Below are 25302 nucleotides of genomic sequence, written 5' to 3' on the forward strand. Positions count from 1 at the left end.
ACATTTCCGAATCATTCATGAGAAGAATTCATGAACGCCGTCGGTGTCCCATCGGTGGCCGTGATGTGTCCCACGCCGGGTTCGGCTGTCCACCGCGCCGGCTTCCCGGCAGGATCGCGGTCATGCACGGGCAACCGACCGGCGTCGCGCCGACCACCACCGGCGAACCGGATCTCGCCCACCACGGGGACGTCGAGGCCACCCCCGGCCTGGTCGACCTGGCCGTCAACGTCCGCCGGGATCCGATGCCGGACTGGCTGGCCGCCCCGGTCACCGCCGCCCTGGCCGGGCTGGCCAGCTACCCCGACCCCCGACCGGCCCGGGCCGCCGTCGCCGCCCGGCACGGCCGCCCGCCGGAGGAGGTGCTGCTCACCGCCGGTGCCGCCGAGGGCTTCGTGCTGCTCGCCCGCGCCCTGTCCGGGGTCCACCGGCCGGTGGTGGTGCACCCGCAGTTCACCGAGCCGGAGGCCGCGCTGCGGGCCGCCGGACACCGCGTCGAGCGGGTGCTCCTCGACCCGGACGACGGCTTCCGGCTCGACCCGGCCCTGGTGCCGGCCGACGCCGGGCTGGTCATGATCGGCAACCCGACCAACCCGACCTCGGTGCTGCATCCCGCCACCGACCTGGCCGCGCTGGCCCGGCCGGGCCGGGTGCTCGTCGTCGACGAGGCGTTCGCCGACACCACCGGCGCGCCCGGTGTCCGGGGTGAGCCGGAATCGCTCGCCGGCCGGCGCGACCTGCCCGGCCTGGTGGTGGTGCGCAGCCTCACCAAGACCTGGGGCCTGGCCGGTCTGCGGATCGGCTACCTGCTGGGTGCGCCCGCCCTGCTGGAGCGCCTCGCCGCCGTCCAGCCGCTCTGGCCCGTCTCCACCCCGGCGCTGGCCGCCGCCACGGCCGTCGCGTCGCCGACCGCCGTCGCCGCCGAGCGCGCCATCGCCGCCCGGCTCGCCGCCGACCGCGACCACCTGGTGAGCCGCCTGTCGGCCCTGCCCGGGGTGCGCGTCGCGGGCCGCCCGGCCAGCGCCTTCGTCCTGATCCACCGACCCGGCGGCGACCGGGTACGCGAGGCGTTGCGCGACCGGGGCTGGGCCGTCCGCCGGGGCGACACCTTTCCCGGGCTGGGGCCGGACTGGCTGCGGATCGCCGTGCGCGACCCGGCGACCACCGACGCGTTCATCGAGGTACTGGCGGAGATCCTGGAGGCATGATGGTGGAGACGACGATCGCGGCGATCGGCCCGCCCGACAGGGCGGCGATGACGGCCGCCCGGGACCTCCAGGCCCGGCTCACCAAACCTGCCGGCTCACTCGGTGCCCTGGAGGAGCTGTCGGTACGCCTGGCCGGGCTGGCCGGGACCTGCCCGCCCCCGCTGCCCGAACCGGCGGCGGTGGCGATCTTCGCCGGTGACCACGGCGTGCACGCCCAGCGGGTCACCCCGTGGCCGCAGGAGGTCACCGCCCAGATGATCGGGAACTTCCTGGCCGGCGGGGCGGTGGTCAACGCGTTCGCCCGGCAGGCCGGCGCGTCGGTCACCGTGGTCGACGTCGGGGTGGCCACCCCGCTGCCGTTCCCGACCGTCGGCCCCGCCGACCTGGCCGGCGAGCCCACCGACGTGGCCGCCACCGTGGCGGGCGTGTCCGGCGACCCCGCCCACCGCAGCGGACCCGACCGGACGGCGTCGCGCCTGGTCGACGCGAACGTCCGGCGGGGTACCCGGGACATGACGGTCACCGCCGCGCTCACCCGGGACGAGGCGCGGGCGGCGGTCGAGGTCGGCATCCGGGTCGCCGGTGCGCTGATCGACGCCGGGGCGGGCGTGCTGCTCACCGGGGACATGGGGATCGCCAACACCACGCCGTCCGCCGCGCTGGTCGCCGTGTTCACCGGGGTCGACCCGGCCGGTACGACCGGCCGGGGGACCGGGGTCGACGACGAGACGTACCGGCGCAAGGTCGCGGTGGTGCGGACGGCCCTGGACCGGCACCGGCCCGACCCGGCCGATCCGCTGGGGGTGCTGGCCGCCGTCGGTGGCCTGGAGCACGCGGCGCTGGCCGGGCTGATCCTCGGCGCGGCGGCCCGTCGGGTGCCGGTGCTGCTCGACGGGGTGATCGCGGCCAGCGCCGCACTCGCCGCCACCGCCTTCGCCCCCGACGCGGTCGGCGCGATGGTCGCCGGGCACCGGTCCGCCGAGCCGGGCGCCACCGTGGCGCTGCGGCACCTCGGTCTCGACCCGCTGGTCGACCTGGGCCTGCGGCTCGGCGAGGGCACCGGCGCGCTGCTGGCGCTGCCGGTGGTCACCGGCGCGGTCCGGGTGCTGCACGAGGTGGCCACCTTCGACGCGGCGGGGGTCTCCGAGAAGTGAGCGCCAACCCGTACCCCCTCGGCCTGCGGCTCGCCGGGCGGCGGGTGGTCGTGGTGGGCGGCGGCGCGGTGGCCACCCGCCGGGTGCCCGCTCTGCTGGACGCCGACGCCGAGGTCCTGCTCGTCGCGCCCGAGGTGACCCCGGCGCTGCAAGCGCACGTCGACGCCGGGCGGCTGCACTGGCGACCCCGCCGGTTCGTCCCCGAGGACCTCGACGGCGCGTGGCTGGTGCAGGTCGCGGTGGACGATCCGCACGCCGCCGCCGCGGTCAGCGCGGTCGCCGCCGAACGCCGGATCTTCTGCGTCCGGGCCGACGACCGGGCGGCGGCCACCGCGTGGACGCCGGCGGTCACCCGGCACGGGCCGGTCACCGTCGCCGTGCTCGGCGGGGGCGACCCGCGCCGGGCGGTGGGCGTCCGGGACGCCGTGCGGGAACTGCTCAACGCGCAGGCCGCGGCCGGTGTCGGCCCGGTGGCCGGGGTCGGCGTCGGCCCGCCGGTGCCGGTCGGGTCGGGAGACGCGGTGACGCCGCCCGCCGGCCCGGTCGGGCGGGTGGCGCTCGTCGGCGCGGGACCGGGTGACCCGGAGCTGATCACGGTGAAGGGATGGCGGCTGCTGACCGAGGCGGAGGTGGTGGTCGCCGACCGGCTGGTGCCCGGACTCCTCCTGGACGAGCTGCGCCCCGACGTCGAGCTGGTCGACGCCGCCAAGATCCCCTACGGCCCGTCGCGGACCCAGGAGGAGATCAACCGGATCCTGGTCGACCGGGCGCTCGCCGGGAAGGTGGTGGTCCGGCTCAAGGGCGGCGACCCGTACGTCTTCGGCCGGGGCGGGGAGGAGTTGCTGGCCTGCGCGGCGGCCGGGGTGCCGGTGACCGTGGTGCCGGGGGTGACCAGTGCGATCGCCGTGCCGGCGGCGGCCGGTGTCCCGGTCACCCACCGGGCGGTGGCGCACGAGTTCACCGTGGTCTCCGGGCACGTCGCCCCGGACTCGCCGGCCTCCCTGGTGCGCTGGGAGGCGCTCGCCGGCCTGCGCGGCACCCTGGTGGTGCTGATGGGGCTGAAGAACCTGGCCGCCATCACGGCCACCCTGACCCGGCACGGCCGGGACGCGGCCACCCCGGTCGCGGTGGTCCAGGAGGGCACCACGGGCGCGCAGCGCAGCCTCCGGTCGACCCTCGGCACGGTGGCGGCGGACGTGGCCGGGGCGGGCCTGCGTCCGCCGGCCATCGTGGTGATCGGCGAGGTGGTCGACGCCCTCACCGGCTGACCGCCCGCACCCGGGGCGCGGCGGTGTCGCCTCCCGTGCGCCGAGGTGGCGGTGTCCCCGGCCGGGGACACCGCCACCTCGAACGCGTCCGGGCCGGGTTACTGCTTGAGCATGTTGTCCAGCAGCAGGGCGCAGCGGATCAGCCCGAGATGGCTGTACGCCTGCGGGTGGTTGCCCAGCCCCCGCTCGGCCAGCGGGTCGTACTGCTCGGGGAGCAGCCCGGTCGGGCCGGCGGTGTCGATCATCTGGGCGAACAGCTCCTCAGCGTCGGTGCGTCGACCGGTGCGCAGGTACGCCTCGATCAGCCACGCCGTGCAGATGTGGAAGCCGCCCTCCCGGCCGGGCAGGCCGTCGTCCCAGTGGTAGCGGTAGACGACCGGACCGCTGCGCAGATCCGCCTCGATCCTGAGCACGGTGGAGAGGAAGCGCGGGTCGTCCCCCGGGAGCAGGCCGGAGAGCCCGATCCAGAGCGAGGAGGCGTCCATGTCCTCGTCGCCGTACGCGACGCTGTACGCCTCGACCTCCTCGTGCCAGCCGTTCTCCAGCACGTTGGCGCCGATCCGGTCGCGCAGCTCCACCCACTCCGGCCGGTCCTCGCCGTCGTGCTGGCGTACCACGTGCAGGGCCCGGTCGACGGTCATCCAGCACATCACCTTCGAGAAGATGTGGTGCCGGGGTGGGAGGCGGGCCTCCCAGATGCCGTGGTCGGGCTCGTGCCAGCGGCGGCGGACCGCCTCGACCATGTTGTCCAGCACCCGCCACTCGTCGTCGCGGACCGAGCCCCGGGCGTCGGCGACGGCCGCGATCAGGTCGGCGATCGGGCCGAAGACGTCCAGTTGGAGCTGGTGGTTGGCGAGGTTGCCGACCCGGACCGGCCGGGAGCCGGCGTACCCGGGGAGGGTGTCGATGACCGCCTCGGCGCCCAGCTCGTAGCCGTCCACCGTGTAGAGCGGGTGCAGCCGCTCGGGGTGCCCGCCGGTGCGCTCGATGCAGCCGTCCACCCAGCGCAGCAGCGCCTCGGCCTCCTCGATCGAGCCGAGGTCGACCAGGGCCCGGGCGGTCATCGCCGCGTCCCGTAGCCAGCAGTACCGGTAGTCCCAGTTGCGGACGCCGCCCAGCTCCTCCGGCAGCGAGGTGGTCGCCGCCGCCAGGATCGAGCCGGTCGCCTCGTGGCAGAGCCCGCGCAGGGTGAGCGCGCTACGGGCGACCAGGTCCCGGGCGGTGGCGGGCAGCTTCAGCGAGGCCACCCACTCCTTCCAGGGCTGCTCGGCCTTGGCCTGCCGGTCGTGGATGGCGACCGTGTGGTCCTCCAGGCTGTGCGTGCCGAAGCGCAGCTCCAGCACCACCTGGCCGCCGGTGGCGGAGAGGTCGACCACGGCGTGCGCGGTCTCGTACCCGCCGTCGTTGCGGACCTGCCAGGTCACCCCGGGGGAGTAGAGCGCGACGGGCTCGTTGGAGCCGAGCACCAGCAGGCCGTCCTTCTTCGGCTGGAGCTGGGTGGCGACCTGCCCGAACTCGGGGCGCGGGGCGAACTCGACGCGGGCCCGGCCGGAGCCGCTGAGTACCCGGACCAGGGTGGAGTCGCCGGTGACGACGGCCGGGCCGTCCGGGGTGGTCTCCCGGGCCGGCAGGTCCAGCCAGTCGGTGACGGTGAGCCCGGACCAGCGGGTCTCCACGGTCATCGTGCCGTTGCGGTAGCGCTGGCCCAGCGGGATGCCGCCGCGCTCCGGCCCGACGGTGAAGTGCCCGGCCGGGCTGCCGCCGACCAGGTCGGCGAAGATCGCCGCCGAGTCGGGCTTGGGGTGGCAGAGCCAGCTCACCTTGGCCTCGGGGGTGAGCAGCGCGACGGTACGGCCGTTGGCCAGCATCGAGTGCCGTTCGATCGGCACCGCCCGCTCGCCGAAGAGCCAGTGCCGGCGGGTCTCCAGCAGCAGACCGAGGGCGCGGGCCGCCTCGATCGGCTCGGCCACCCGGTAGTGCGCCTGGGTGTCGCCGGGACCGATCTTGATGCCCAGGTCGGGTCCGTGCAGGTTGCCGAAGGCGTTCTCGTCGGTGACGTCGTCGCCGATGAAGAGCACCGCGCTGGCCGAGAGCTGGGTCCGGAGCTGGTCGACCGCGGTGCCCTTGTGGGTGGCGACCACCGACAGCTCGATGACCTCCTTGCCCTGGGTGACGGTGACGTCGTCCCACGTCGCCGGCCCGGCGCGGACGGCCTCGACGGCGGCGGCGGCGACCTGCGGGTCGACCCCGCGGGTGTGCACCGCGACGCTGGCCGGCTTGCGTTCCAGCCGTACCCCCGGGTGGGCGGCGGCGATCTCGCGCAGCGCGTCGCGCAGCCGGGTGCGGACCGCGACCAGCTCGGGGGAGAGTCGTTCGACGAAGCCGATGTCGAACTCGGAGCCGTGGCTGCCGACGAGGTGGATCTCGTTGGGCAGCCGGGAGAGCGCGGCCAGGTCGCGCAGCGCCCGGCCGGAGACCACCGCGACGGTGGTCTGCGGCAGCGCCGCCAGCGCCCGGACGGCGGCGACCGACTCGGGCAGCGGCACGGCCTTGCTCGGGTCCTCGACGATCGGCGCGAGGGTGCCGTCGTAGTCGCACGCGACCAGGAGCTGTGGTACGCGGGCGATCCGGCCGATCGCGGCGAGCAGCTCCGGGTCCATCGTCCCGGCGGCGGGGGTGACGATCTCGGCGGTGGGGGCGTTCACTCGACCTCCGTCCCCGGTGCGCCCAACTCGGTCAGAAAGGACTTCGCCCAGTGCCCCACGTCGTGGGTGCGCAGATGACGTTGCATGATCCGCATGCGTCTGCGGGCCTCCGGCTTCTCTACGTGTACAGCCCGCAGGAGGGCGTCCTTGACGGCGTCGGGGTCGTGCGGATTGCACAGGAACGCCTGGCGCAGCTCGGTGGCGGCGCCGGCGAACTCGCTGAGCACGAGCGCACCGCCCTGGTCGGCGCGCGATGCGACGTACTCCTTGGCCACCAGGTTCATTCCGTCTCGCAGCGGGGTCACCATCATCACGTCGGCCGCGACGTACATCGCGGCCAGTTCGGAGCGACTGTACGACTGATGCAGATAATGCACCGCCGGCACGCCGACCCTGCCGAATTCGCCATTAATCCGACCAACCTCGCGTTCCACCTTGACACGAAGTGCCTGGTAGTGCTCGACGCGCTCGCGGCTCGGCGTGGCGACCTGCACCATAACCGCGTCCGGAACTGTCAACTTTCCGTCAGCAAGAAGTTCGCGGAAGGCCTTGAGTCGAAGCTCGATGCCCTTCGTGTAGTCGAGCCGGTCCACGCCCAGGATGATCGTCTTCGGGTTGCCCAGCTCCTCGCGGATCTGCTTGGCCCGCGCCTGGATCGCCGGGTCCTCGGCCAGCCGCTCCATCTCCCGGGTCTCGATGGAGATCGGGAACGCGCCGGCCTTCACCTGCCGCCCGTCGACCTGGATCATCTGGCCCTCGTAGCGCAGGCCGAGCAGGTGCCGGGCCAGCCGGACGAAGTTCTGCGCGGCCAGCCGCTGCTGGAAACCGACCAGGTCGCTGCCGAGCAGGCCGCGCAGGATCTCGGTGCGGAACGGCATCTGCATGAACAGCTCGATCGGCGGGAACGGGATGTGCAGGAAGAAGCCGATCTTGAGATCCGGCCGCAGCTCGCGCAGCATCGCCGGGACCAGCTGGAGCTGGTAGTCCTGCACCCAGACCGTCGCCCCCTCGGCCGCCACGTCCGCGGCGGCCTCCGCGAACCGGGCGTTGACCAGCCGGTACGCCTCCCGCCAGCGGCGCTTGTAGGCGGGGGTCTCGACGGCGTCGTGATAGAGCGGCCAGATGGTCGCGTTGGACTGGCCTTCGTAGTAGCGTTCCAACTCCTCGGCACTCAACGGCACCGGGTGCAGTCGGATGCCCTCCAGGTCGAACGGCTCCGGGGCGGCGCCGGTGCCACCGGCCCAGCCGACCCAGGTGCCCCGGTGCTCGGCGAGGACAGGGTGCAGCGCGGTGACCAGCCCACCCGGGCTACGTCGCCACTGCCGCCCCTCGGGTGTGCTCACCTCGTCGACCGGCAGTCGGTTGGCCACAACGACAAAGGAGCTACGGACGGTCACGATCGGCCACCTCCGGGTGCTGACGGGTCCACCGCGATGAGCGTACTGAGCGTAGCTGCGGCCTCTGGGACCCCGTGCCGCAGTTACCTACCCTTCCCGCGTCGGCTGAACCCGTACCGTGATCTTGACGACACCCGCTCCCACCTGGCGGGCCGGACCGCGGCCGGGGCGGGGTGATGTGGGCGCGGCGGGCCCCACCTGTCAGGATTGACGGCGGCGTGCGCGTGGCCGGCCGCCGGCCGGCGGCGGATGGCGGTCGTCACCCGCGCCGCGCCGCCCACGACGACAACCGACGGAGGTAGCCCGCACCGTGGCCCAGTTCATCTACGTCCTGGAAAAGGCGCGCAAGGCGCACGGCGACAAGGTCGTGCTCGACAACGTGACGCTGAACTTCCTGCCGGGGGCCAAGATCGGTGTGGTCGGCCCGAACGGCGCCGGTAAGTCCAGCCTCCTCAAGATCATGGCAGGGCTGGACAAGCCGAGCAACGGCGAGGCCCGGCTGATGCCCGGCTACACCGTCGGGATGCTCGCCCAGGAGCCCCCGCTCAACGACGCGAAGACCGTGCTCGGCAACGTCGAGGAGGCGGTCGCCGAGACCAAGGCCAAGCTGGAGCGGTTCAACGCCATCGCCGAGCAGATGGCCACCGACTACTCCGACGAGCTGATGGAGGAGATGGGCAAGCTCCAGGAGGAGCTGGACCACCTCGACGCCTGGGACATCGACTCCAAGCTCGAACTGGCCATGGACGCGCTGCGCTGCCCGCCGCCGGACGCCGACGTCACCCAGCTCTCCGGCGGTGAGCGCCGCCGGGTCGCGCTGTGCAAGCTGCTGCTGGAGGCGCCCGACCTGCTGCTGCTCGACGAGCCCACCAACCACCTCGACGCGGAGAGCGTCTCCTGGCTGGAGCAGCACCTGGCCAAGTACGCCGGCACCGTCATGGCGATCACCCACGACCGGTACTTCCTGGACAACGTGGCCAACTGGATCCTGGAGCTGGACCGCGGCCGGACGTACCCCTACGAGGGCAACTACTCCACCTACCTGGAGAAGAAGGCCGCCCGGCTGGCCGTCGAGGGTCGCCGTGACGCCAAGATGAAGAAGCGGCTCACCGAGGAGCTGGAGTGGGTCCGCTCCAACGCCAAGGCGCGGCAGACCAAGTCGAAGGCCCGGCTGGACCGCTACGACGAGATGGCCGCCGAGGCGGAGAAGACCCGCAAGCTGGACTTCGAGGAGATCCAGATCCCGCCGGGTCCGCGCCTGGGCAACACCGTCATCGAGGCCAACCACCTCAGCAAGGGCTTCGACGACCGGCTGCTCATCGACGACCTGTCCTTCTCGCTGCCGCGCAACGGCATCGTCGGCATCATCGGCCCGAACGGCGTCGGCAAGACCACCCTGTTCAAGACCATCGTCGGGCTGGAGCAGCCGACCGACGGCCAGGTCCGGGTCGGCGAGACGGTCTCCCTGTCGTACGTCGACCAGAACCGCGAGGGCCTCAACGGCGACAAGACGGTCTGGGAGGTCGTCTCCGACGGGCTGGACCACCTCATGGTCGGCAAGGTCGAGATGCCGTCCCGGGCGTACATCGCCGCGTTCGGGTTCAAGGGGCCGGACCAGCAGAAGCCGACCAAGGTGCTCTCCGGCGGCGAGCGCAACCGGCTCAACCTGGCGCTGACCCTCAAGATCGGCGGCAACGTGATCCTGCTCGACGAGCCGACCAACGACCTCGACGTCGAGACGCTGTCCAGCCTGGAGAACGCGCTGCTGGAGTTCCCCGGCTGCGCGGTGGTCATCTCGCACGACCGGATGTTCCTCGACCGGGTCGCCACCCACATCCTGGCCTGGGAGGGCGACGACGAGAACCCGGCGAAGTGGTTCTGGTTCGAGGGCAACTTCGAAGCGTACGAGAAGAACAAGATCGACCGGCTCGGTGCCGAGGCGGCCCGCCCGCACCGGGTGACCTACCGCAAGCTGACCCGCGACTGAGCATGGCGGAGCGTTTCGTCTACCACTGCACCCTGCGCTGGTCCGACCTGGACGCGTACGGCCACGTCAACAACTCGCGCTTCCTCACCCTGTACGAGGAGGCGCGGGTGGCGTTGATGTTCGCCGGCGGCAAGGCGTGGGGGGTCGGCTCGTTCGCCGACGGGGTGGTCATCCGTCGACACGAGGTCGACTACCTGCGTCCGGTCGACTACGCGCTCGGCCGGGCCACCGCCGAGGCCGCGCCGACCGTCCGGATCGAGCTGTGGGTGGAGCGCATCCGGGCCGCCTCGTTCACCGTCGCCTACGAGCTGTACGACGGGGCGGTGCTGGCCAGCACCGCCCGTTCGGTGCTGGTCCCGTTCGACCTGTTCGAGAAGCGGCCCCGACGGCTCAGTGACGAGGAACGGGCCTTCCTGGAGGCGTGGGCCGTGGCCGACGGGTCGGCGTGACCGGCGGACCGGCCGCCCACCCCGGGGGTGGGGACGCCGTGGACTCCGGGCGCGGGGGCATTGCCGGCCCGGGCCACGAGGGTGTCGCCGACGCGGGGGCCTTCCTCGCCCGGCTGGTGCGTCTCGACCCGGCCGGGGTGGTCCGGATGCGTCCGCTGGCCGACGTCGGCCGTACCGCCCTGTGGGCCCGGTTGCCGTGGGACGTGCTGGTGGTCCGGACGGTGACCGGCCGGGCGCCGGCCGACGTGACCGTGGTCGCCGCCGAGCTGCTGGCCCGGTTGGCGGCGGCCGACCCCGCGCTGCCCCCGGCCCGGGACGACCGCTGGCGCTGGCCGCTGCCACCGGCGGCGAGCCGACCCGTCGAGGTGCTGCCCGCCGCCGAGCTGCGGCGGATCGCCGAGGCCGCGGCGGGCACCCTGCGCACCGCCGCCGCCGAGGGGGTGGGCGGTCGCGCGGTGGGGCAGCGGGTGCTGCGGGACGCGCTGCTCGACCACGTGGCGGTGACCGTCACGCCGGATGCCGCGCCGACCGAGCCGGTGGAGATCACCCAACGGTTGGTGCAGGGTCTGGTCCGGATGGGATTCCTCGGTCCGGCCGGGGCCGGCGGGGCGGGGGAGGTCCAGGTGCGGGTGGCCGGCCGTTGGGTCGGTCTGGTGGGGCCGTACGGAGCCGCCTGGTCGCGGAAAGTCTCGGATCTCGCAATTCGTCCGGCGCGGGATCAGCCGAAAGGATGACCCTGCATCATTCTTCCGGTCTGGTGCTGCCGTTGGGGGGGTGTCTCAACCCGGCTGTCCGGGTACCGTCCATCCTCGGATCCAACGCACCGTAGGCGATTGGATCCGCTGGGGAGTGAGGTGCGCGAGCGATGCCGTGGTGGTCATGGCGCCCTGGTCCCGCCGCTGGCGGCGACACGGAAACTCGAAGCGGGATCACGGTGGACAGTGTCCGGATGGGGCCACCGTCCCCCCGCCAACCGGCGGACGACTGCCCTGTCACCGAGCGACCGGCCGTGACCGACCGGCCGGTCTCCGTGGCACCGGTCACCCTGGCCCGGGTCTGTGACGCGCTCGACCTGCTCGACGTGCGTTACCTGGCCGACGGGGACGGCAACCTGCTGGCCATGTGGGAACGGCACGCGGTGCTGGTCACCCTCGAAGGCCCCGAGGACGAGATCCTGGTGATGCGGGCACGTCCACACGCGACCGTCCCGCCGGACTGGGCCGACCGGGCCTACCGGGTGGTCAACGAGTGGAACCACACCCGCCGGTTCTGCAAGGCCTACATCGGTGACCCGACCGAGCGCGGCCAGCTTCCCATCTACGCCGAGCTGCAGGTGCCGCTCGGCGCCGGGGCACACGACGCGCTGCTGGTGGAGATGCTGGACTGCGGAGCGGCGGTGGCCACCACGTTCGTCGACTGGCTGCACGACGAGGGCGCCCTGCTCTGAGCGGACGCCCGTCGGCCCGAACGGCTGACGAGGAGAGGGGCACGCCGCCCCGGGGCGGACCGGCTGACCCGCGTCGGCCCGGGGTGTCAGCCGGCGGCCGGGTCCTCCATGACGTTGACCATGAAGTAGGCCGAGCGCTCCAGGTAGTCCCAGAGGGCGGTGCCGGTCTCCGGCGGCAGCGCCAGCTCGTCCACCGCGCGCCGCATGTGGCGCAGCCAGGCGTCCCGCTCGGCCGGGCCGATCCGGAACGGCGCGTGCCGCATCCGCAGCCGGGGGTGCCCCCGCTGGGCGGAGTAGGTGGTCGGGCCGCCCCAGTACTGCATCAGGAAGAGCGTCATCCGCTCGGCGGCCGGCCCGAGGTCGCCCTCCGGGTACATCGGCCGCAGCAGCGGGTCGGTGGCGATGCCGGCGTAGAACCTGTCGACCAACCTGCGGAAGGTGGGCTCACCACCGACGGCCTCGAAGAGGGTCGTCGACGGAACGGGCCGGGGCTCGCCTGCGGAATTCACCGTTCCATCCTGCCAGGTGTGGCGGTGCCCCGACCGCCGCCCGTCCGCCGATCACGTCACAGCGTGCCGGTGACCGCTCCGCTCGCCGGCCCGGGCCGCCGCGGGTGAGCCGTCCGGCTGCGGACCGGTGGCGACGTTGGTCAGGTCGGCGGCCGCCACCGCGGCGTCGACGGTGGCCCGGTTCGGCCAGCGCAGCGCGGTGCACAGCATCAGCAGCACCCCCGCGGCGCTCCACACCCCGACCACCGTGGGCACCGAGAAGCGGTCGGCGAGCAGACCGGTGACCAGCACCGCGCCACCCTGGATCACCTGGATCCCGGTCGCCATCACACCGAAGGCGCGGGCCCGGTAGCCGTTGGGCAGTGCCCGCACGAAGAGGCCGTTCGCCGTCGGGATCAGACCCGCGACCGCGAAACCGCAGGCCGCCGCGAGCAGGGCGACCACCACCGGTGGGGGATTCAGCAGCGCCGGCACCAGGGCCAGCGGGGCGAGCACCGCGAGGGGCCGCATCAGGCTGAGCCGGCCGGCGGGCGACACCAACCGCCCCACGAGCAGGCCGCCGACGATGAATCCGACCGGATTGGCCGCCATGATGACGGCCTGGGCGGCACCGGAGTCCAGACCGTTGCCGGAGCGCTCCGCGGCCCAGGCCGCGGCCAGCCCCTCCGGCACGATCGAGAAGAGCATCGCGCTGAACACCAGCAGGCTGATCGCCCGCAGGACCGGGTTGCCGAAGACGATCCGGAAGCCCTCAGCGGTCTCCCGCAGCAGGTGGGTACGGTGTGCCTCGCTGAGCGTCGGCTCCCGGTCGCGGACGCCGAGCCGGACGAGCAGGGCCGACAGGCCGAAGGTGGCCGCGTTGAGCAGCAGCGCCGCCGTCGGGCTGAACACGGCGACCGCCGCCCCAGCCAGATAGCCGACCACCTGGGCGGCCTGGCTGGCGCTGGCGTTGAGCGACAGGCCCAGCACCAACCGGTCGCCGGTGAGGATCGCCGGCAGCAGCGCCGACCGGGCCGCCTGCCCGGGCGGGTTGGCGAGGGTGGCGGCGAAGAGCAGGGCCAGGATCGCCCAGACCGGCAGGTCGGGCAGCACGATCAGGGCGGTCAGCACCATCCGGATCACGTCGCAGGTGACCATCACCTGCCGGTGCCGGTGCCGTTCGGCGAGCGCGGCCAGCAGCGGACCGCCGACCAGCCACGGCAGGTAGCTGACCGCGAACGCGGCGGCGGAGAGGGCGACGGACTGGCTCTCCTGGTAGACCAGCACGGTGACCGCGGCCTTGGCGACGTAGTCGCCGATCCAGGACAGGACGCTGGCGGCGAAGACCGCACGGAACTCGACCCGGCCGAACACCTCACGGAAGGTGGCCGGTCGGTCCGGGCCGGGTCGCTGGTCGGACACCGTGGCCTCCATCGTGCCCCGACACCGGCCACTTGTGGTGGCCCGGCGGGGCGCCGTCGTCAGATTCGCGGATCAGCGATGACGCGATCACGCTCCCGGGAACGCGTGTACCGGATTCTGCCCGATCGTCTGACAACTGACTAGGGCGAACGGATTGATCGTCGCATCCCCGACTGAACGAACGGACGATACCCGAGGGGCCGGCCGGTGCGCGAGTACCGCCCATCGGGCCGCCGCCGTGGTGCGCCTGGCGCCCGTGACCTGCTACCGCCCGTGGGCGCCGCCGGGTCCGGTGCTGCCTGCTCCGGTGGTGCCGGGTCCGGTGCTGCCTGGTCCGCTGCCGGCTGGCCCGGGGGTGTCGGACGGCTCGTGGGTGCCCGTACCGGTGCCGGTCGGGGCGGGGGTGCCGGTCAGGGTGGCGTAGGTGGGGCCGGCCGAGGTGACCGCAGTGGCGCTCGGCGGGGTGGTCGGGGTGGTGAGGACGCCGTTGGGCGGCAGTCCCGGATAGAGCCGGGCCGCGGCGATCCGGGCGGTGATGCCGGAGTTCTCCAGCGCCTCGGCGAGCCGGCGACGCAGCTCCCGACCGACCGCGAACTGCCCCTCCGCCGTGGTCTTGACCACCGTACGGAGCACCGCGCCGTCGACCGTCATCTGCTCCACCCCCAGCACCTCGGGTGGCTCGACGATCTCCGGGGCCAGGTCCGGGTCCATCGCCACCGAGGCGGCGGCCGTCCGCAGCACCGCGTTGGCCTCCTCGGTGCCGGCGAACCCGATCGGCAGGTCGATCACGACCAGCGCCCAGCCCTGGCTCTTGTTGCCCACCCGGATGATCTCGCCGTTGCGGATGTACCAGAGCACCCCCCGGCCGTCGCGGACCGTGGTGACCCGCAGCCCCACCGACTCCACCACCCCGGTCGCCTCGCCCAGGTCGACCGTGTCGCCGACGCCGTACTGGTCCTCGATGAGCATGAACAACCCGGCGATCAGGTCCTTCACCAGGCTCTGCGCGCCGAAACCGAGGGCCACCCCGGCGATCCCGGCGCTGGCCAGCAGCGGGGCCAGGTCGAAGCTGAACTCGCGCAGGATCATCAGCAGGGCGATGCCGAAGACGAACGCGGTGACCATGCTGCGCAGCACCGAACCGATCGCCTCGGCGCGCTGGCGACGTCGTTCGGGGACGAACTCGGTCGGGTCGAGCGCGGCGCTGGGCACCCGCTCACGCAGCGGGCGCAGCAGGGTGGGCACCGACCCGTGCGCGGTGGTGCGGACCAGCCGGTTGATCGTCCGGTGCAGCGCCCAGCGGGCGACGAGCGCCAGCAGCAGGATCAGCACCACCCGCAGCGGCTTGAGCAGGATCCAGTAGCTGCCCTCGGCGAACCAGGCCGATCCGGTCACCCGGTACAGGTACTCGCAGGAGGTGCTGCCCAGACAGTCGGCGCCCGAGCCGCCCCCGGAACCCGGGCTGCTGCCCGGTGTCGGGCTCGGGGCGGCGGACAGGACGACGGACGACAGGCTGACGACGCTCACCCTGTCTTCGTACCGCAGGGGGCCGGACGGCCGACGGCCGACCCTCCACGCCCGTTCCGTCCCATGATCGTACGACGCCGAACCGGACATCTTCCTACACGGCGCGGAGCGTTCAGCGGGTACCCCGGATTAGTACGTGCAATCCCGGGTCCGATCAGGGACGATTGGCGCAGCGGATGACGGTGATCCCGCCGGAGCCGGTCGGTGTTCCCTGCTGCCCGAGGGTCGACCGGTGCTGCCAGCGGTGGGAGCGGCTGGACCGGGAGGGTGAGCACGATGCCTGACATACGACCCACGGTGGGCTCCGGCGCGCTGGTTCTCAACGCCACCTACGAGCCGCTGTGTGTCGTGTCCGTGCGTCGAGCCGCGATCCTGGTGCTCTCCGCCAAGGCGGTCTGCGTCGCCGACGGCGACGGCATCCTGCACAGCGCCCACGACGCGCTGCCCGTCCCCTCGGTGGTGCGGCTGACCCGGTTCGTCCGGGTGCCCTACCGCACCCACGTCGGGCTCTCCCGGCGGGCGATCTTCGCCCGCGACGGCAACCGCTGCGCCTACTGCCGGGGCCCGGCCGAGACCATCGACCACGTCTTCCCGCGCAGCCGGGGTGGCCGGCACGCCTGGGAGAACGTGGTCGCCGCGTGCGCCCGGTGCAACCACACCAAGGGCGACAAGACCCCGGCCGAGCTGGGCTGGCGGCTGCACAGCCTGCCGGCCGCCCCGAAGGGCACCGCCTGGCGGGTGCTCGGCCACCGCGCACCGGATCCGCGCTGGGCGGACTGGCTCGACCTGCGCGACCCGTTCCGCGAGGCCGAGGCGGCCTGACCGACCGCGCCGTCGGTCACGCCCTCGCGCCGCCGGGTCGGGCCGCCGTGCGGTGCCGCTGGCCTGGGCCGGGACCGGTGAGCCGGCCCGGGCCGGTCAGTCGGCCCGGACCAGGGTGGCGTAGACCACCAGGTTGTCGGCGTAACCGGTCGCACCCCCGACCCAGCGCCCGCCGCAGGTGATCAACCGCAGGCGGGGACGGCTGAAGTCACCGTAGATCTGGTCGACCGGCAACCGTTCCTTGCGGTACCGCTGGATCTCGTCGACCTCGAAGACGGCCACCCGGCGGTCGGCGCGGGTCACCTCGATCTCGTCGCCGTCGTGCAGTTCCTTGAGGCCGTGGAAGACCGCCGGACCGGTGGTGGTGTCCACGTGGCCGACGATCACCGCCGGGCCGTACTGGCCGGGGGTGGGGCCCTGGTCGTACCAGCCGGCCTCCTGGGCGCGGGCGGTGTCCGGGACGGCGATGCTGCCGTCCGGGGCGATGCCGACCCGGTGCACCGTCGCCCGGAGGTCGATCCGGGAGATGGCGATCTGGGTCGGTGGACTCCCGGACAACACCGGGAACTTCTTCGGCGGCGGGCGCAGGCCGGCGACGAACCGGTCCGGCAGCACGCTGCGCCCGGTGACCCGTTCCACCCCGAGCATCGTCACGATCAGCAGCATCACGGCGGCTATCGCCAGGACGGGCAACCCCGGCCCGCCTGAGGCGAACCGACCGCCGAAGGCCGGCTGCCGGGGCACCGGGCGTACCGGCCGGGCCTGGGTGACCGGGTCGGCGGTGGTCACGCTGGCGGAGAACGCCTGGCCGGCGACCCGGCGGAACCGGGCCGCGGCCCGGCGGGACCGGCGGTGGATCCGGGCGGCGAGCCGGCGGGACCGGCGGTGGATCCGGGCGGCGGCCCGCATGGTCCGGCGGGCCGCCGCCCGCAGCCGGCGGCCGGCCGGCCGGGACCGGCGGTGACGGGTACGGGCCATGGCGACCGGTGGTCAGGCACCGGGACGGGTCCGTCGGCGGTTGCCGCCGAAGACGCCGAGCCCGGCGGCCACGGCCACCACGGCGAGGCCGCCGACCAGCAGCAGTGAACCGGTGCCCCGGTCGCCCACCGTCCCGCCCCCACCGGTGGCCGGTCCCTTGCTCGGCTGCGCCATGTTGAGCACGGTCAGCATGGTCGAGGCGGTGCTGCCGTTGGGGCACCGCAGGTCGACCGGGTAGTCACCGGGCTGCTTGTTGCCGGCGATGGTGACCGCGCCGGTGAGGAAGCCGTTGTCGGGCCGCAGCACCACCCGCCCGAAGGCGTCCGAGTGCACGGTGGCCTGCTGGTTGTTGGTGTTGTCGCAGCTGGCCCGGACGGTGACCCGGGTGCCGGCCGGCGCGCTGTTCGGCGTGACCTCGACGAAGATGTTCTCGCCGGCCCGCGCTGCTGGTGCCGCGACCAGGACGAACGCCCCGACCAGGGCGAACATCGCCAGTACGGCGAGGACGGCGTGACGGTGCAGAGTGAGCCCCCGCATGATTCCCCCCTCCCGGCGACGGTGCGCCGGAATCCTGCGACGGGTGTGCGGGCCTGCATTCCCGCTGGCCGGGGGGCAAACCCGGAGTCAGCGTTGCCGGGGACCGAGGGCGGCCGGTCCGGGCGGCAACGGCGTGACCGGGTGCCACTGCAACGGGGTGGAGAGCACCATCGTGCTGGACGGCTGCCCGTACGGGGCGAGCCGGTCGATGACCGCCTCGAACTGCCCGATCGACCCGGCGGCGACCTTGAGCACGCTGCACGCGTCCCCGGTGATCCGGTGGATCTCCTGGATCTCCGGCCAGTCGACGACCTGCGGGTCGTGCAGGATGCAGCGGGAGCCGTAACAGGACATCCGGATCAGCGCCACCACCGGACGGCCGGCGCGGGCAAGGTCGACGTGGGCGTGGTACCCGGTGATCACCCCGGACTCCTCCAGCCGGCGGACCCGCTCGGCGACCGCCGGTGGGGACAGGTGCACCCGCCGGGACAGCTCGCTGAACGACAGCCGCGCGTCGGCCTGCAACTCGCGGAGCAGCGCCCAGTCCATCTCGTCCATCCGGCGACCTTACCGGCGGCAGGTCAGAATGCCGAAGCGCCTTCAGGAGTGAAAGTGATCGGTGGGTACCGCCGTCGAATCGGCATTCCGTCACCGGCCCACGCCGGGAGATCATGACGGGACCGGTATCCGGAGGAGGCGAGACGATGGAACAGACGGACCTGCGGGCGCGTACGCCGACCCCGGCGGTGCGTCCGGTCACCCCGCAGCAGCGTCGGGCGCGGGCCGCCCGCAACGGCGGCGAACCCACCCTGGAGTTCGCCGACCGGGTGCCCTACGACGCGTACGTGCACGCCAGCACCCTGCACACCCTCCAGCAGCCGCTCAGCTCCGATCCGGGCGAGATGTCCTTCCTGATGGTCAGCCAGATCATGGAGCTGTACTTCGGGCTGACCTGCCACGAGCTGCGGCAGGCCCGGCACGACCTGCGGGCCGATCGGGTATGGGAGGCGCTCGCCCCGTTGCGCCGGGCCGCCCTGCACCTGGAGGGGCTCAACGCCGCCTGGCGCGGGCTGCGCTGGATGACCCCCGCCGACTTCAACCGGTTCCGCAACCTGCTCGGTGAGGGTTCCGGCTTCCAGTCCGCGATGTACCGGCAGCTCGAGTTCCTGCTCGGGCTGCGCGACCCGGCGCTGATCCGCCCCTTCCGCCGGCAGAGCCAGGTCTACGACGAGCTGCGCGCCGCACTGGCCGTACCGAGCCTCTGGGACGAGGTGGTCGCCCTGCTCGGCCGGCACGGGCACGACCTGCCCGCCGAGCTGCTCGACCGGGACGTCGCCGTCGAGCACCTGCCGCACCCCCGGGTCGAGGCGGCCTGGCTGGCGGTCTACGACGACGACGGACCCGACAACCACCTGCGGCAGCTCGGCGAGGCGTTGGTCGAGGTGGCCGAGCAGTTCGGCGACTGGCGCTGGAACCACGTCAAGGCCGTCCAGCGCACCATGGGCGCGAAGGTCGGCAGTGGCGGGTCGGCCGGGCTGGCCTGGTTGCAGCGCAGCATGTCCCGGGTGGTCTTTCCCGAGCTGTGGTCGGCCCGTACCGCGATGTGATCCTCCCGACGGTCGGACCCGCCGCCTGCCGCGGCGGGTCCGACCGGTGGGGATCAGGAGTGCGGGCAGGTGTCCCGGTACTCCTCGATCGCGCTGCCCCGGGGAGCCGGGCAGAGGAACTGCTCGTAGCGGGTGTCGTCGTCGACGAACCGCTTCAGCCAGGAGATGCTGTACTTCGCCACCGTGACGTTCGCCGAGGTGGGCGCGGAGTGGCCGGCGGCGTTCAGCTCCAGGTACGCCTTGTCCAGGCTGGCCGGCAGGCTGGTGTAGAACGGCTCCGAGTGCGACGACACCGGCGCGGTCGAGTCGTTCTCCGCGCCGACCACCAGCGTCGGCACCCGTACCGACGACCAGTTCTTGACCGTGTGCCAGCCGGTCAGCGGGATGGCCGCCTGCAACGTCGGCCGGGTGTTGGCCGCCGACAGGCTGCCTCCGCCGCCCATCGAGTGCCCCATCACCGCGAGCCGGTTCCGGTCGATCCGGGTACGCACCGCGCTGCTGCCGGTCAGGTAGTCCAGGGCGGCGAGCAGCTGGGTGCCCCGGGAGGCCGGCTGGTCGTACACCGAGAGGGTGTCGATGGTGATCACCACGAAGCCCTGCGAGGCCAGCCGGGGGCCGAGCCAGGCGACGCTGGACTGGCTGGCGGTGTAGCCGGGGGAGATGGCCACCGCGCCGAAGGTGCCCTCGGCGGTGCTGGTGGGGTAGTAGACGGTGCCGCCCCGGAAGCCGCTCACCGCGGACGCGGCGACGGTGCTCTGGGCGATGGCGAACGGACCACGGGCGGCCTCGATGCTGCTCACCGTGGGGGCGGGACCGCGCTCGTACGGGTTGGCGGCGACCGCGGCGGCGCTTCGGCCGTCGCCGGCCGCGGCCGGCGCGCCCGGCGCGGCGAGCGCCCCGCCGCCGACCAGGGCGAGCGCCAGCAGGGGACGGGCGACCAGCCGGGGCCAGGGCCGACGGGGGCCGGACCGGGCGGGGTGGGGGTGCAGGGCGGGCACAGGTTGCACGGGTACTCCCTGGGGTGGCGGGACCGGACGCGACCGACCTCGGTCGATCGACTGGGGTCATCCTCCGCGCCCCGTCGCGCCGTCCGGCAATCCCGATCGGGTCATGTCAGCGGAAGATGGGGCGGACGCCACACCCACCCCGCCCGTGTCGCCCCAGCGCACCGCGCGCCGAACCGGCAGGATGGAGGCGCGCGACACCGGCAGGACGGGGCGCGCGACCCGACTCGTCGCCACCGCGAGGTCACTGGGACACTGGAGTGACAGGTGGGATCGGCACCCCGCAGGCTCGCGGGGGGCCGGCTCCGCTAACGTGAATGGCAGCGGACTCGGGAGCTCGATGCCATGCTCGTCCACCCGACCCGGAAGCTCTGGTCTCTCTTACCGCCTGGGGGCGTTGGGATTGTCTGTCACTGACACGTTGCTGATCTTCGTCGGCATCCCGGCGGCGGTGGTGCTGGTGATCGTCGGGCTGGTCTACGCCGCCAACCACGGCAGCGGCGGCGGCGCCAAGCGCTACCGCCCCGGCCGACGCTTCGACTTCACGCCCGTCTGGTTCCTGGGCCGCCCGGAGCAGCTGGCCGACTCGGCCGGCACCGCCCTGGCCGCCGGTGCCCAGGCGCCGGCGCTGACCAGCCACAAGCAGCAGCAGGCCGGCATCGAGGCGCCGGCCGGTGGAACCGGAGGCGCAAGTGACCGTTGGTGAGCAGGTCGACCAGGCCGGTACGGGCACCCCGCCCGAGGTGCTGGACGGGCCGTTCTCGACCCGCCAGCTGCTGCGGATCGACGAGGCGCTGCGCCTGGCCGACCAGGGCAGCGGCCTGGTCTTCTCGGTCTACGTCGGCGGCCTCGACGAGCCGGTCCGGGAGCACGCCGAGCGGCTGCACCGCCAGCTCGCCGAGCCGGACAGGTCGGTGCTGATCGCCGTGTCGCCCAACCAGCGCCAGCTCGAGGTCGTCACCGGCCGGTACGCCCGCAAGCGCATCCCCGACACGTACGTGAAGCTGGCCGCGCTGTCCATGGTGGCGTCGTTCGGCGGCGGGGACCTGGCCGGCGGCATCATCCAGGGCCTCGACCAGCTCGCCAGCCACGCCGGCCGGGGCTGAGCCCCACCCGCACGTCCCGAACAGCCCGGAGCCCGGCCCGCACCCCGCGGACCGGGCTCCGTCGCGTCCGTTGGTGCCGAAGCGGCCGGCTGCCGGTCAGCGGGGCCAGTCGCGGGGATCGAGTCGCATCGGCCACGGCTCGTCGACCGGTACCGGCTCATCCGGGCCGACGGTGCCGAGCAGGTTGTAGTGCACTCCCTTGACCAGGGTGTACCGGTAGACGACGGGACCGAAGTCGCTCCGCTCCACCCGCCAGTAGGCGGGAATGCCGGACTCCGCGTAGAGCGCCGGTTTGGTCAGGCGGTCGTGGCGACGGCTGTTGGGCGATTCCACCTCGACGACCAGAGCGACGTCCGACGGGTCGGCCCACATCCGGTCCCGGGGGGCACCCGGCCGGAGCACGGTGACGTCCGGGATGAGGTTACCGGCCGGCACCCGGACCCCGATCTCGCGGATCACCCGCCAGTCGGCGGGCGCGCTCTGCCGCAGCGCCATCCGGATGTCGTCCGCGAGTTCGTGATGGTACGGGCCGGCCGGAGGGGTCACGTGCAGACTCCCGTCGATGATCTCGTAGCGGTTCCCGTCCTCGGGCAGCTCGTACAGGTCCTGTTCGCGCCAGTCCCGCTCGGGTGGCCGCCACTCGTACGTCGGCTGTGCCATCGCTCACCTCCTCGGCCCACGATAACGGCCCGGGGCCGGCGTGGGCTCGCACCCGCGCCGGCCCCGGGCCGTGCACCTCGACGTCAGCCGCTGCGGGCGTCCCGGGCGCGGGCCTTCAACGCGCGGACCACCCCGTCGCGCCCCTCGGCCACCAGCCGGCGCAGCGGGGCCGGGTGGCCGTCCCCGGCGAGCCAGGCGTCGGTGGCCGCCACCGTCTCCTCCTCGACCAGATAGGCCGGGTACGCGAGCTGCACGAACTCCTGCGCCGGCTCGCTGTCCCGCTGCGCCCACACCTGCGCCACGGTGGCGAAGTAGCGCTCGCGGTACGGCGCGGTCAGCGCGACCTGCGCCGGGTGGGTCAGCCCCTGCAACAGCGCCCGGTTGCGCCAGTTCGGCAGCGCGTCGGCACCGGTCAGCAGGGACCACACCGCCGCCTTGTTCTCCTCGGTCGGCACCAGCGCGTGCGCGTACGCGGCCTCCCGCTCACCGGAGGCCGTCCGGTCGCCGGCCAGCTCCGCCTCGATCTCGGCGGTGCCGGCGGCCCCGTTGGCCACCAGCGACTGCAACACCGTCCACCGCAGTTCGGTGTCGATGGTCAGCCCGGCCGGCACGCCGGTGCCGGCCAGCCAACCGCGTAACGTCGCCAGGTCCTCGTCGGAGCGGGCCGCCGAGGCGTACGCGCGGGCCCAGGCGAGCTGGAAGCCGCTGCCCGGTTCGGCCGCCGCCAGGGTCGCCTTCGCGGTCCGCGACAGCGCGGCCCAGCCGGTCGGCGCCCAGGCCGGATCGGCGTAGAAGACCAGCGCGGTGCTGGCCTGCCGCAGGGTGGCGGTGACCAGGTTGATGTCGGCCTCGGCGGGCAGGCCGGCCAGCACCAGCGCCACGTAGTCGCGGGCGGACAGCTCGGCGTCCCGGAGCATGTCCCAGGCCGCCGTCCAGCACAGCGCGCGGGCCAGCGACGACTCGAAGCCGGCGATGTGCGGCACCACGGTGGCCATCGACCGCTCGTCGAGCCGCAGCTTGGTGTACGTCAGGTCGTCGTCGTTGAGCAGCAGCACGTCGGCGGCGGGCCGGCCGTGCAGCGCCGACAGCTCGGTCTTCTCGCCGGTGACGTCCACCTCGATCCGTTCCCGGCGGACCAGCCGGCCGTCGGTGAGGTCGTACAGGCCGACCCCGATCCGGTGGGTGCGCAGTGTCGGGTGGCCGGCGGGTGCCTCCTGCCGGACCAGCACCCGCTCGTAGCCGCCGTCGGCCCCGATGGTCACCTCGGGACGCAGGGTGTTGACCTGGGCGGTCTCCAGCCACTGGGCGGCGAACTTGCGCAGCTCCCGGCCGGAGGCCGTCTCCAGCTCGGTGAGCAGGTCGTCGAAGGTGGCGTTGCCCCAGGCGTACTTGGCGAAGTACGCCCGCAGCCCGGCCAGGAACGGCTCCTCGCCGACGTACGCCACGAGCTGCTTGAGCACGCTGGCGCCCTTGGCGTACGTGATGCCGTCGAAGTTGACCTCGACCGCCTCCAGGTCCGGCATCTCGCAGTAGACCGGGTGGGTGGAGGAGAGCTGGTCCTGCCGGTAACCCCAGTTCTTGCGGATCGACAGGAAGGTCGTCCACGCCTCGGAGAACCGGGTGGCGTGGGTGTTGCACCAGTGGCTGGCCCACTCGGCGAACGACTCGTTGAGCCACAGGTCGTTCCACCAGCGCATGGTGACCAGGTCGCCGAACCACATGTGGGCCAGCTCGTGCAGGATCGTGTTGGCCCGCTGCTCGTACTCGAAGTCGGTGACCTGCGAGCGGAACAGGTAGTGCGACTCGGCGTGGGTGACGCAGCCGAAGTTCTCCATCGCGCCGGCGTTGAAGTCGGGCACCCAGAGCTGGTCGTACTTGGGCAGCGGGTAGCGCACCCCGAACTGCTGGTGGAAGAAGTCGAAGCCCTGCCGGGTGACCAGGAACAGGTCGTCGGCGTCCAGGTGGGGCGCCATCGAGGCCCGGCAGAAGACCCCCAGGTCGATGCCGTCGTGGCTGTCCCGCACCTCGTGGTACGGGCCGGCGCAGAGCGCGGTGATGTAGGTGCTCATCCGCGCCGAGGTGGTGAAGTGGACGGTCTTGAGCCCCTCGCCGGCCGGCTCCTCCCGCTCGGCGGGCATGTTGGAGACCACCCGCCAGTGCGTCGGGACGGTGGCGTGCCAGGTGTACACGCTCTTGAGGTCGGGCTGGTCGAAACAGGCGAACACCTTCTGCGCGTCGGCGGTCTCGAACTGGCTGTAGAGGTACGTCTCACCGTCGACCGGGTCGACCGTGCGGTGCAGGCCCTGGCCGCTGTTGGAGTAGCCGAACTCGGCGTCCACCACGAGCACGTTCTCGGCGGCCAGCCCGGTCAGCGCCAGGCCCTTCTCGGCCGACCAGTCGGCGAGGTCCACCGGCTCGCCGTTCAACGTGGCCGCGTGCACCGACTCGGCGGCGGTCTCGATGAAGGTGCCGGCGCCGGGTTCGGCACAGCGGAACCTGACCTCGGTCACCGACCGGAAGGTGCGGCCCTCGGCCTGCACCGCGGTCGACAGGTCGAGGTCGATGTCGTACCCGGTGACCTCCAGCAGGCGGGCCCGCTCGGTGGCCTCGGCCTGGGTCAGGTTGCGCACTCCTGGCACTTTCGTCTCCATCCCACTCTCGCCGCCTCACGGCTGCGCCAGCCCCTGCCGGCCGCTCGTGGCGGCGACCCGAGCCGAGTCTTCCATGCACCGACCGTGCGGTGGTCGACGTCACGCTCTCATTCCGCTACCGATCGGTGCCGTCCGGGGTGAGGATCGAAAGGCCAGCCTGTCGGGCCTGCCGGCCGGCCTGGCCCGAGGAAGGGACCTGACCGTGACCGAACGTGTCGCCGTCGACATGTGGTTCGACCCGCTGTGCCCGTGGGCCTGGATCACCTCCCGCTGGCTCCTGGAGGTCGAGCAGGTCCGGGACGTGGAGATCAGCTATCACGTGATGAGCCTGGCGGTGCTCAACGAGGGCCGGGAGCTGCCCGAGCAGTACCGGGAGATGATGGAGCGGGGCTGGGGGCCGGTGCGGGTCTGCATCGCCGTCGAGCAGGCGCACGGCGGCGCGACCCTGGCGCGGCTCTACACCGCGATGGGCACCCGGATCCACCTCGGCAAGGAACCGCTCGGCCGGGAGATGATCACCGCCGCGCTGGCCGACGTCGGGCTGGACCCGGCTTTCGCCGACGCCGCCGACTCCACCGGGTACGACGAGGCGCTGCGGGCCAGTCACGAGGCCGGCATGCGGCCGGTCGGCACCGACGTCGGCACCCCCGTGGTGCACGCCCCCGGCCCGGACGGCGGCACTGTCGCCTTCTTCGGCCCGGTGGTCACCCCGACCCCGAAGGGCGAGGCCGCCGGCCGGCTCTGGGACGGCGTCCTGCTGGTCGCCGGCACCCCCGGCTTCTACGAGCTGAAGCGCTCCCGCACGCTGGGGCCCATCTTCGAGTGACCCGGCCCGGGGCGGGCCCGGACGACGGGACGGTTCATCTGGTGGACCGGCCCCGGGGT

Annotated in this window: 22 protein-coding genes and 1 pseudogene; 12 read left to right on the plus strand and 11 right to left on the minus strand. The window is 73.3% G+C overall.

Annotated features, from left to right (window positions below; translation table 11 throughout):
• The first annotated feature begins 122 nt into the window (after nt 1-122).
• Genes cobC through cobA form a run of 3 tightly spaced genes read left to right on the plus strand, consistent with a single transcriptional unit; the run spans nt 123 to nt 3630 of the window.
• Entirely contained in the window at nt 123-1208 is a 1086-nt protein-coding gene (gene cobC / locus GA0070623_RS24575; protein ID WP_067308549.1) for an Rv2231c family pyridoxal phosphate-dependent protein CobC, read from the plus strand.
• Nucleotides 1208-2362: a nicotinate-nucleotide--dimethylbenzimidazole phosphoribosyltransferase gene (cobT, locus tag GA0070623_RS24580; RefSeq protein WP_067308552.1), complete on the plus strand. Its 1155-nt coding sequence runs from the start codon at nt 1208-1210 to the stop codon at nt 2360-2362. The genes cobC and cobT overlap by 1 nt, the downstream gene beginning before the upstream one ends.
• Nucleotides 2359-3630 (plus strand): uroporphyrinogen-III C-methyltransferase, encoded by a 1272-nt coding sequence (gene cobA, locus GA0070623_RS24585; protein WP_067308554.1) that lies wholly within the window; start codon nt 2359-2361, stop codon nt 3628-3630. The genes cobT and cobA overlap by 4 nt, the downstream gene beginning before the upstream one ends.
• A gap of 98 nt (nt 3631-3728) precedes the next feature.
• Here the strand turns inward: cobA and otsB are convergent, their stop codons facing one another.
• Nucleotides 3729-6290 (minus strand): trehalose-phosphatase, encoded by a 2562-nt coding sequence (gene otsB / locus GA0070623_RS24590; RefSeq protein WP_067308592.1) that lies wholly within the window; start codon nt 6288-6290, stop codon nt 3729-3731.
• A gap of 41 nt (nt 6291-6331) precedes the next feature.
• Nucleotides 6332-7732 carry an alpha,alpha-trehalose-phosphate synthase (UDP-forming) gene (locus GA0070623_RS24595; RefSeq protein WP_067308557.1) on the minus strand — a complete coding sequence of 467 codons (1401 nt, stop codon included), beginning with the start codon at nt 7730-7732 and terminating at the stop codon, nt 6332-6334.
• 310 nt (nt 7733-8042) lie between these two features.
• On the opposite strand from GA0070623_RS24595, the gene ettA reads away from it, so the two are divergent.
• From ettA to GA0070623_RS24615, 4 genes are all read left to right on the plus strand, one after another.
• Nucleotides 8043-9719 carry an energy-dependent translational throttle protein EttA gene (ettA, locus tag GA0070623_RS24600; RefSeq protein WP_067308560.1) on the plus strand — a complete coding sequence of 559 codons (1677 nt, stop codon included), beginning with the start codon at nt 8043-8045 and terminating at the stop codon, nt 9717-9719.
• 2 nt (nt 9720-9721) lie between these two features.
• The gene (locus GA0070623_RS24605) at nt 9722-10168 is read left to right on the plus strand and encodes an acyl-CoA thioesterase (protein WP_067308563.1); all 447 of its coding nucleotides are present in this window, start codon (nt 9722-9724) and stop codon (nt 10166-10168) included.
• A complete protein-coding gene (locus GA0070623_RS24610) occupies nt 10165-10902 on the plus strand; it encodes a hypothetical protein (RefSeq protein ID WP_407937950.1) in 738 nt (245 codons plus the stop codon). The genes GA0070623_RS24605 and GA0070623_RS24610 overlap by 4 nt, the downstream gene beginning before the upstream one ends.
• 131 nt (nt 10903-11033) lie before the next feature.
• On the plus strand, nt 11034-11615 hold the full coding sequence (locus GA0070623_RS24615) for a type III secretion system chaperone family protein (protein ID WP_067308566.1): 582 nt from the start codon (nt 11034-11036) through the stop codon (nt 11613-11615).
• A gap of 86 nt (nt 11616-11701) precedes the next feature.
• On the opposite strand, the gene GA0070623_RS24620 is transcribed toward GA0070623_RS24615, so the two are convergent.
• The 3 genes and pseudogenes from GA0070623_RS24620 to GA0070623_RS24630 form a co-directional block, all read right to left on the minus strand.
• Nucleotides 11702-12124: a globin gene (locus tag GA0070623_RS24620; RefSeq protein ID WP_067308569.1), complete on the minus strand. Its 423-nt coding sequence runs from the start codon at nt 12122-12124 to the stop codon at nt 11702-11704.
• A gap of 51 nt (nt 12125-12175) precedes the next feature.
• Nucleotides 12176-13537, minus strand: a complete 1362-nt coding sequence (locus GA0070623_RS24625) for an MFS transporter (protein WP_084261309.1) — start codon at nt 13535-13537, stop codon at nt 12176-12178.
• Nucleotides 13538-14017: 480 nt separating this feature from the next.
• Nucleotides 14018-14953: pseudogene (locus tag GA0070623_RS24630) on the minus strand (mechanosensitive ion channel family protein); the annotation flags it as partial.
• A gap of 375 nt (nt 14954-15328) precedes the next feature.
• Between GA0070623_RS24630 and GA0070623_RS24635 the strand changes: the two are divergent.
• Nucleotides 15329-15874 (plus strand): HNH endonuclease, encoded by a 546-nt coding sequence (locus GA0070623_RS24635; RefSeq protein ID WP_067308600.1) that lies wholly within the window; start codon nt 15329-15331, stop codon nt 15872-15874.
• A gap of 96 nt (nt 15875-15970) precedes the next feature.
• Here GA0070623_RS24635 and GA0070623_RS24640 read toward each other — a convergent pair whose 3' ends face one another.
• The 3 genes from GA0070623_RS24640 to GA0070623_RS24650 all read right to left on the minus strand — a co-directional run bounded on the left by GA0070623_RS24640 (nt 15971) and on the right by GA0070623_RS24650 (nt 17947).
• Nucleotides 15971-16783 (minus strand): class F sortase, encoded by an 813-nt coding sequence (locus tag GA0070623_RS24640; RefSeq protein WP_407938010.1) that lies wholly within the window; start codon nt 16781-16783, stop codon nt 15971-15973.
• An 81-nt stretch (nt 16784-16864) separates the two neighbouring features.
• Nucleotides 16865-17389, minus strand: coding sequence for a hypothetical protein (locus GA0070623_RS24645; RefSeq protein ID WP_067308574.1), 525 nt, complete (start codon nt 17387-17389; stop codon nt 16865-16867).
• An 87-nt stretch (nt 17390-17476) separates the two neighbouring features.
• Nucleotides 17477-17947, minus strand: a complete 471-nt coding sequence (locus GA0070623_RS24650) for an Lrp/AsnC family transcriptional regulator (protein WP_067308577.1) — start codon at nt 17945-17947, stop codon at nt 17477-17479.
• Between the two features lie 146 nt (nt 17948-18093).
• Between GA0070623_RS24650 and GA0070623_RS24655 the strand changes: the two genes are divergently transcribed.
• Nucleotides 18094-18996 (plus strand): tryptophan 2,3-dioxygenase, encoded by a 903-nt coding sequence (locus GA0070623_RS24655; RefSeq protein ID WP_067308580.1) that lies wholly within the window; start codon nt 18094-18096, stop codon nt 18994-18996.
• A gap of 53 nt (nt 18997-19049) precedes the next feature.
• Here GA0070623_RS24655 and GA0070623_RS24660 read toward each other — a convergent pair whose 3' ends face one another.
• Complete coding sequence (locus tag GA0070623_RS24660) at nt 19050-19994, minus strand: poly(ethylene terephthalate) hydrolase family protein (RefSeq protein WP_231932863.1); 945 nt, start codon at nt 19992-19994, stop codon at nt 19050-19052.
• 409 nt (nt 19995-20403) lie between these two features.
• On the opposite strand from GA0070623_RS24660, the gene ctaJ reads away from it, so the two are divergent.
• Together ctaJ and GA0070623_RS24670 are read left to right on the plus strand one after the other, a co-directional pair.
• A complete protein-coding gene (gene ctaJ, locus GA0070623_RS24665) occupies nt 20404-20706 on the plus strand; it encodes an aa3-type cytochrome oxidase subunit CtaJ (protein ID WP_435872827.1) in 303 nt (100 codons plus the stop codon).
• The gene (locus GA0070623_RS24670) at nt 20693-21106 is read left to right on the plus strand and encodes a DUF5130 family protein (RefSeq protein WP_067310697.1); all 414 of its coding nucleotides are present in this window, start codon (nt 20693-20695) and stop codon (nt 21104-21106) included. Before ctaJ ends, GA0070623_RS24670 begins: the two co-directional genes overlap by 14 nt.
• Nucleotides 21107-21202: 96 nt before the next feature.
• Here the strand turns inward: GA0070623_RS24670 and GA0070623_RS24675 are convergent, their stop codons facing one another.
• Together GA0070623_RS24675 and pepN are read right to left on the minus strand one after the other, a co-directional pair.
• Nucleotides 21203-21766 carry a Uma2 family endonuclease gene (locus GA0070623_RS24675; protein WP_067310694.1) on the minus strand — a complete coding sequence of 188 codons (564 nt, stop codon included), beginning with the start codon at nt 21764-21766 and terminating at the stop codon, nt 21203-21205.
• 83 nt (nt 21767-21849) lie between these two features.
• Nucleotides 21850-24396, minus strand: coding sequence for an aminopeptidase N (gene pepN, locus GA0070623_RS24680; protein ID WP_067310691.1), 2547 nt, complete (start codon nt 24394-24396; stop codon nt 21850-21852).
• 223 nt (nt 24397-24619) lie between these two features.
• Here pepN and GA0070623_RS24685 point away from each other — a divergent pair, with 223 nt between their 5' ends.
• Entirely contained in the window at nt 24620-25243 is a 624-nt protein-coding gene (locus GA0070623_RS24685) for a mycothiol-dependent nitroreductase Rv2466c family protein (protein WP_067310688.1), read from the plus strand.
• The last annotated feature ends 59 nt before the right edge of the window (nt 25244-25302 follow it).

It is taken from the genome of Micromonospora rifamycinica, from assembly GCF_900090265.1.
In the GTDB taxonomy this organism is placed as follows: Bacteria; Actinomycetota; Actinomycetes; order Mycobacteriales; family Micromonosporaceae; genus Micromonospora; species Micromonospora rifamycinica.

Coding starts and splice junctions, on each gene's coding strand:
- GA0070623_RS24645 (WP_067308574.1), bottom strand. CDS start 17,389: ATGCGGGGGCTCACTCTGCACCGTCACGCCGTCCTCGCCGTACTGGCG.
- GA0070623_RS24625 (WP_084261309.1), bottom strand. CDS start 13,537: ATGGAGGCCACGGTGTCCGACCAGCGACCCGGCCCGGACCGACCGGCC.
- GA0070623_RS24675 (WP_067310694.1), bottom strand. CDS start 21,766: ATGGCACAGCCGACGTACGAGTGGCGGCCACCCGAGCGGGACTGGCGC.
- otsB (WP_067308592.1), bottom strand. CDS start 6,290: ATGGACCCGGAGCTGCTCGCCGCGATCGGCCGGATCGCCCGCGTACCA.
- cobC (WP_067308549.1), top strand. CDS start 123: ATGCACGGGCAACCGACCGGCGTCGCGCCGACCACCACCGGCGAACCG.
- GA0070623_RS24605 (WP_067308563.1), top strand. CDS start 9,722: ATGGCGGAGCGTTTCGTCTACCACTGCACCCTGCGCTGGTCCGACCTG.
- GA0070623_RS24640 (WP_407938010.1), bottom strand. CDS start 16,783: ATGCGGGCCGCCGCCCGGATCCACCGCCGGTCCCGCCGGCTCGCCGCC.
- cobT (WP_067308552.1), top strand. CDS start 1,208: ATGGTGGAGACGACGATCGCGGCGATCGGCCCGCCCGACAGGGCGGCG.
- GA0070623_RS24650 (WP_067308577.1), bottom strand. CDS start 17,947: ATGGACGAGATGGACTGGGCGCTGCTCCGCGAGTTGCAGGCCGACGCG.
- GA0070623_RS24615 (WP_067308566.1), top strand. CDS start 11,034: ATGCCGTGGTGGTCATGGCGCCCTGGTCCCGCCGCTGGCGGCGACACG.
- GA0070623_RS24655 (WP_067308580.1), top strand. CDS start 18,094: ATGGAACAGACGGACCTGCGGGCGCGTACGCCGACCCCGGCGGTGCGT.
- GA0070623_RS24635 (WP_067308600.1), top strand. CDS start 15,329: ATGCCTGACATACGACCCACGGTGGGCTCCGGCGCGCTGGTTCTCAAC.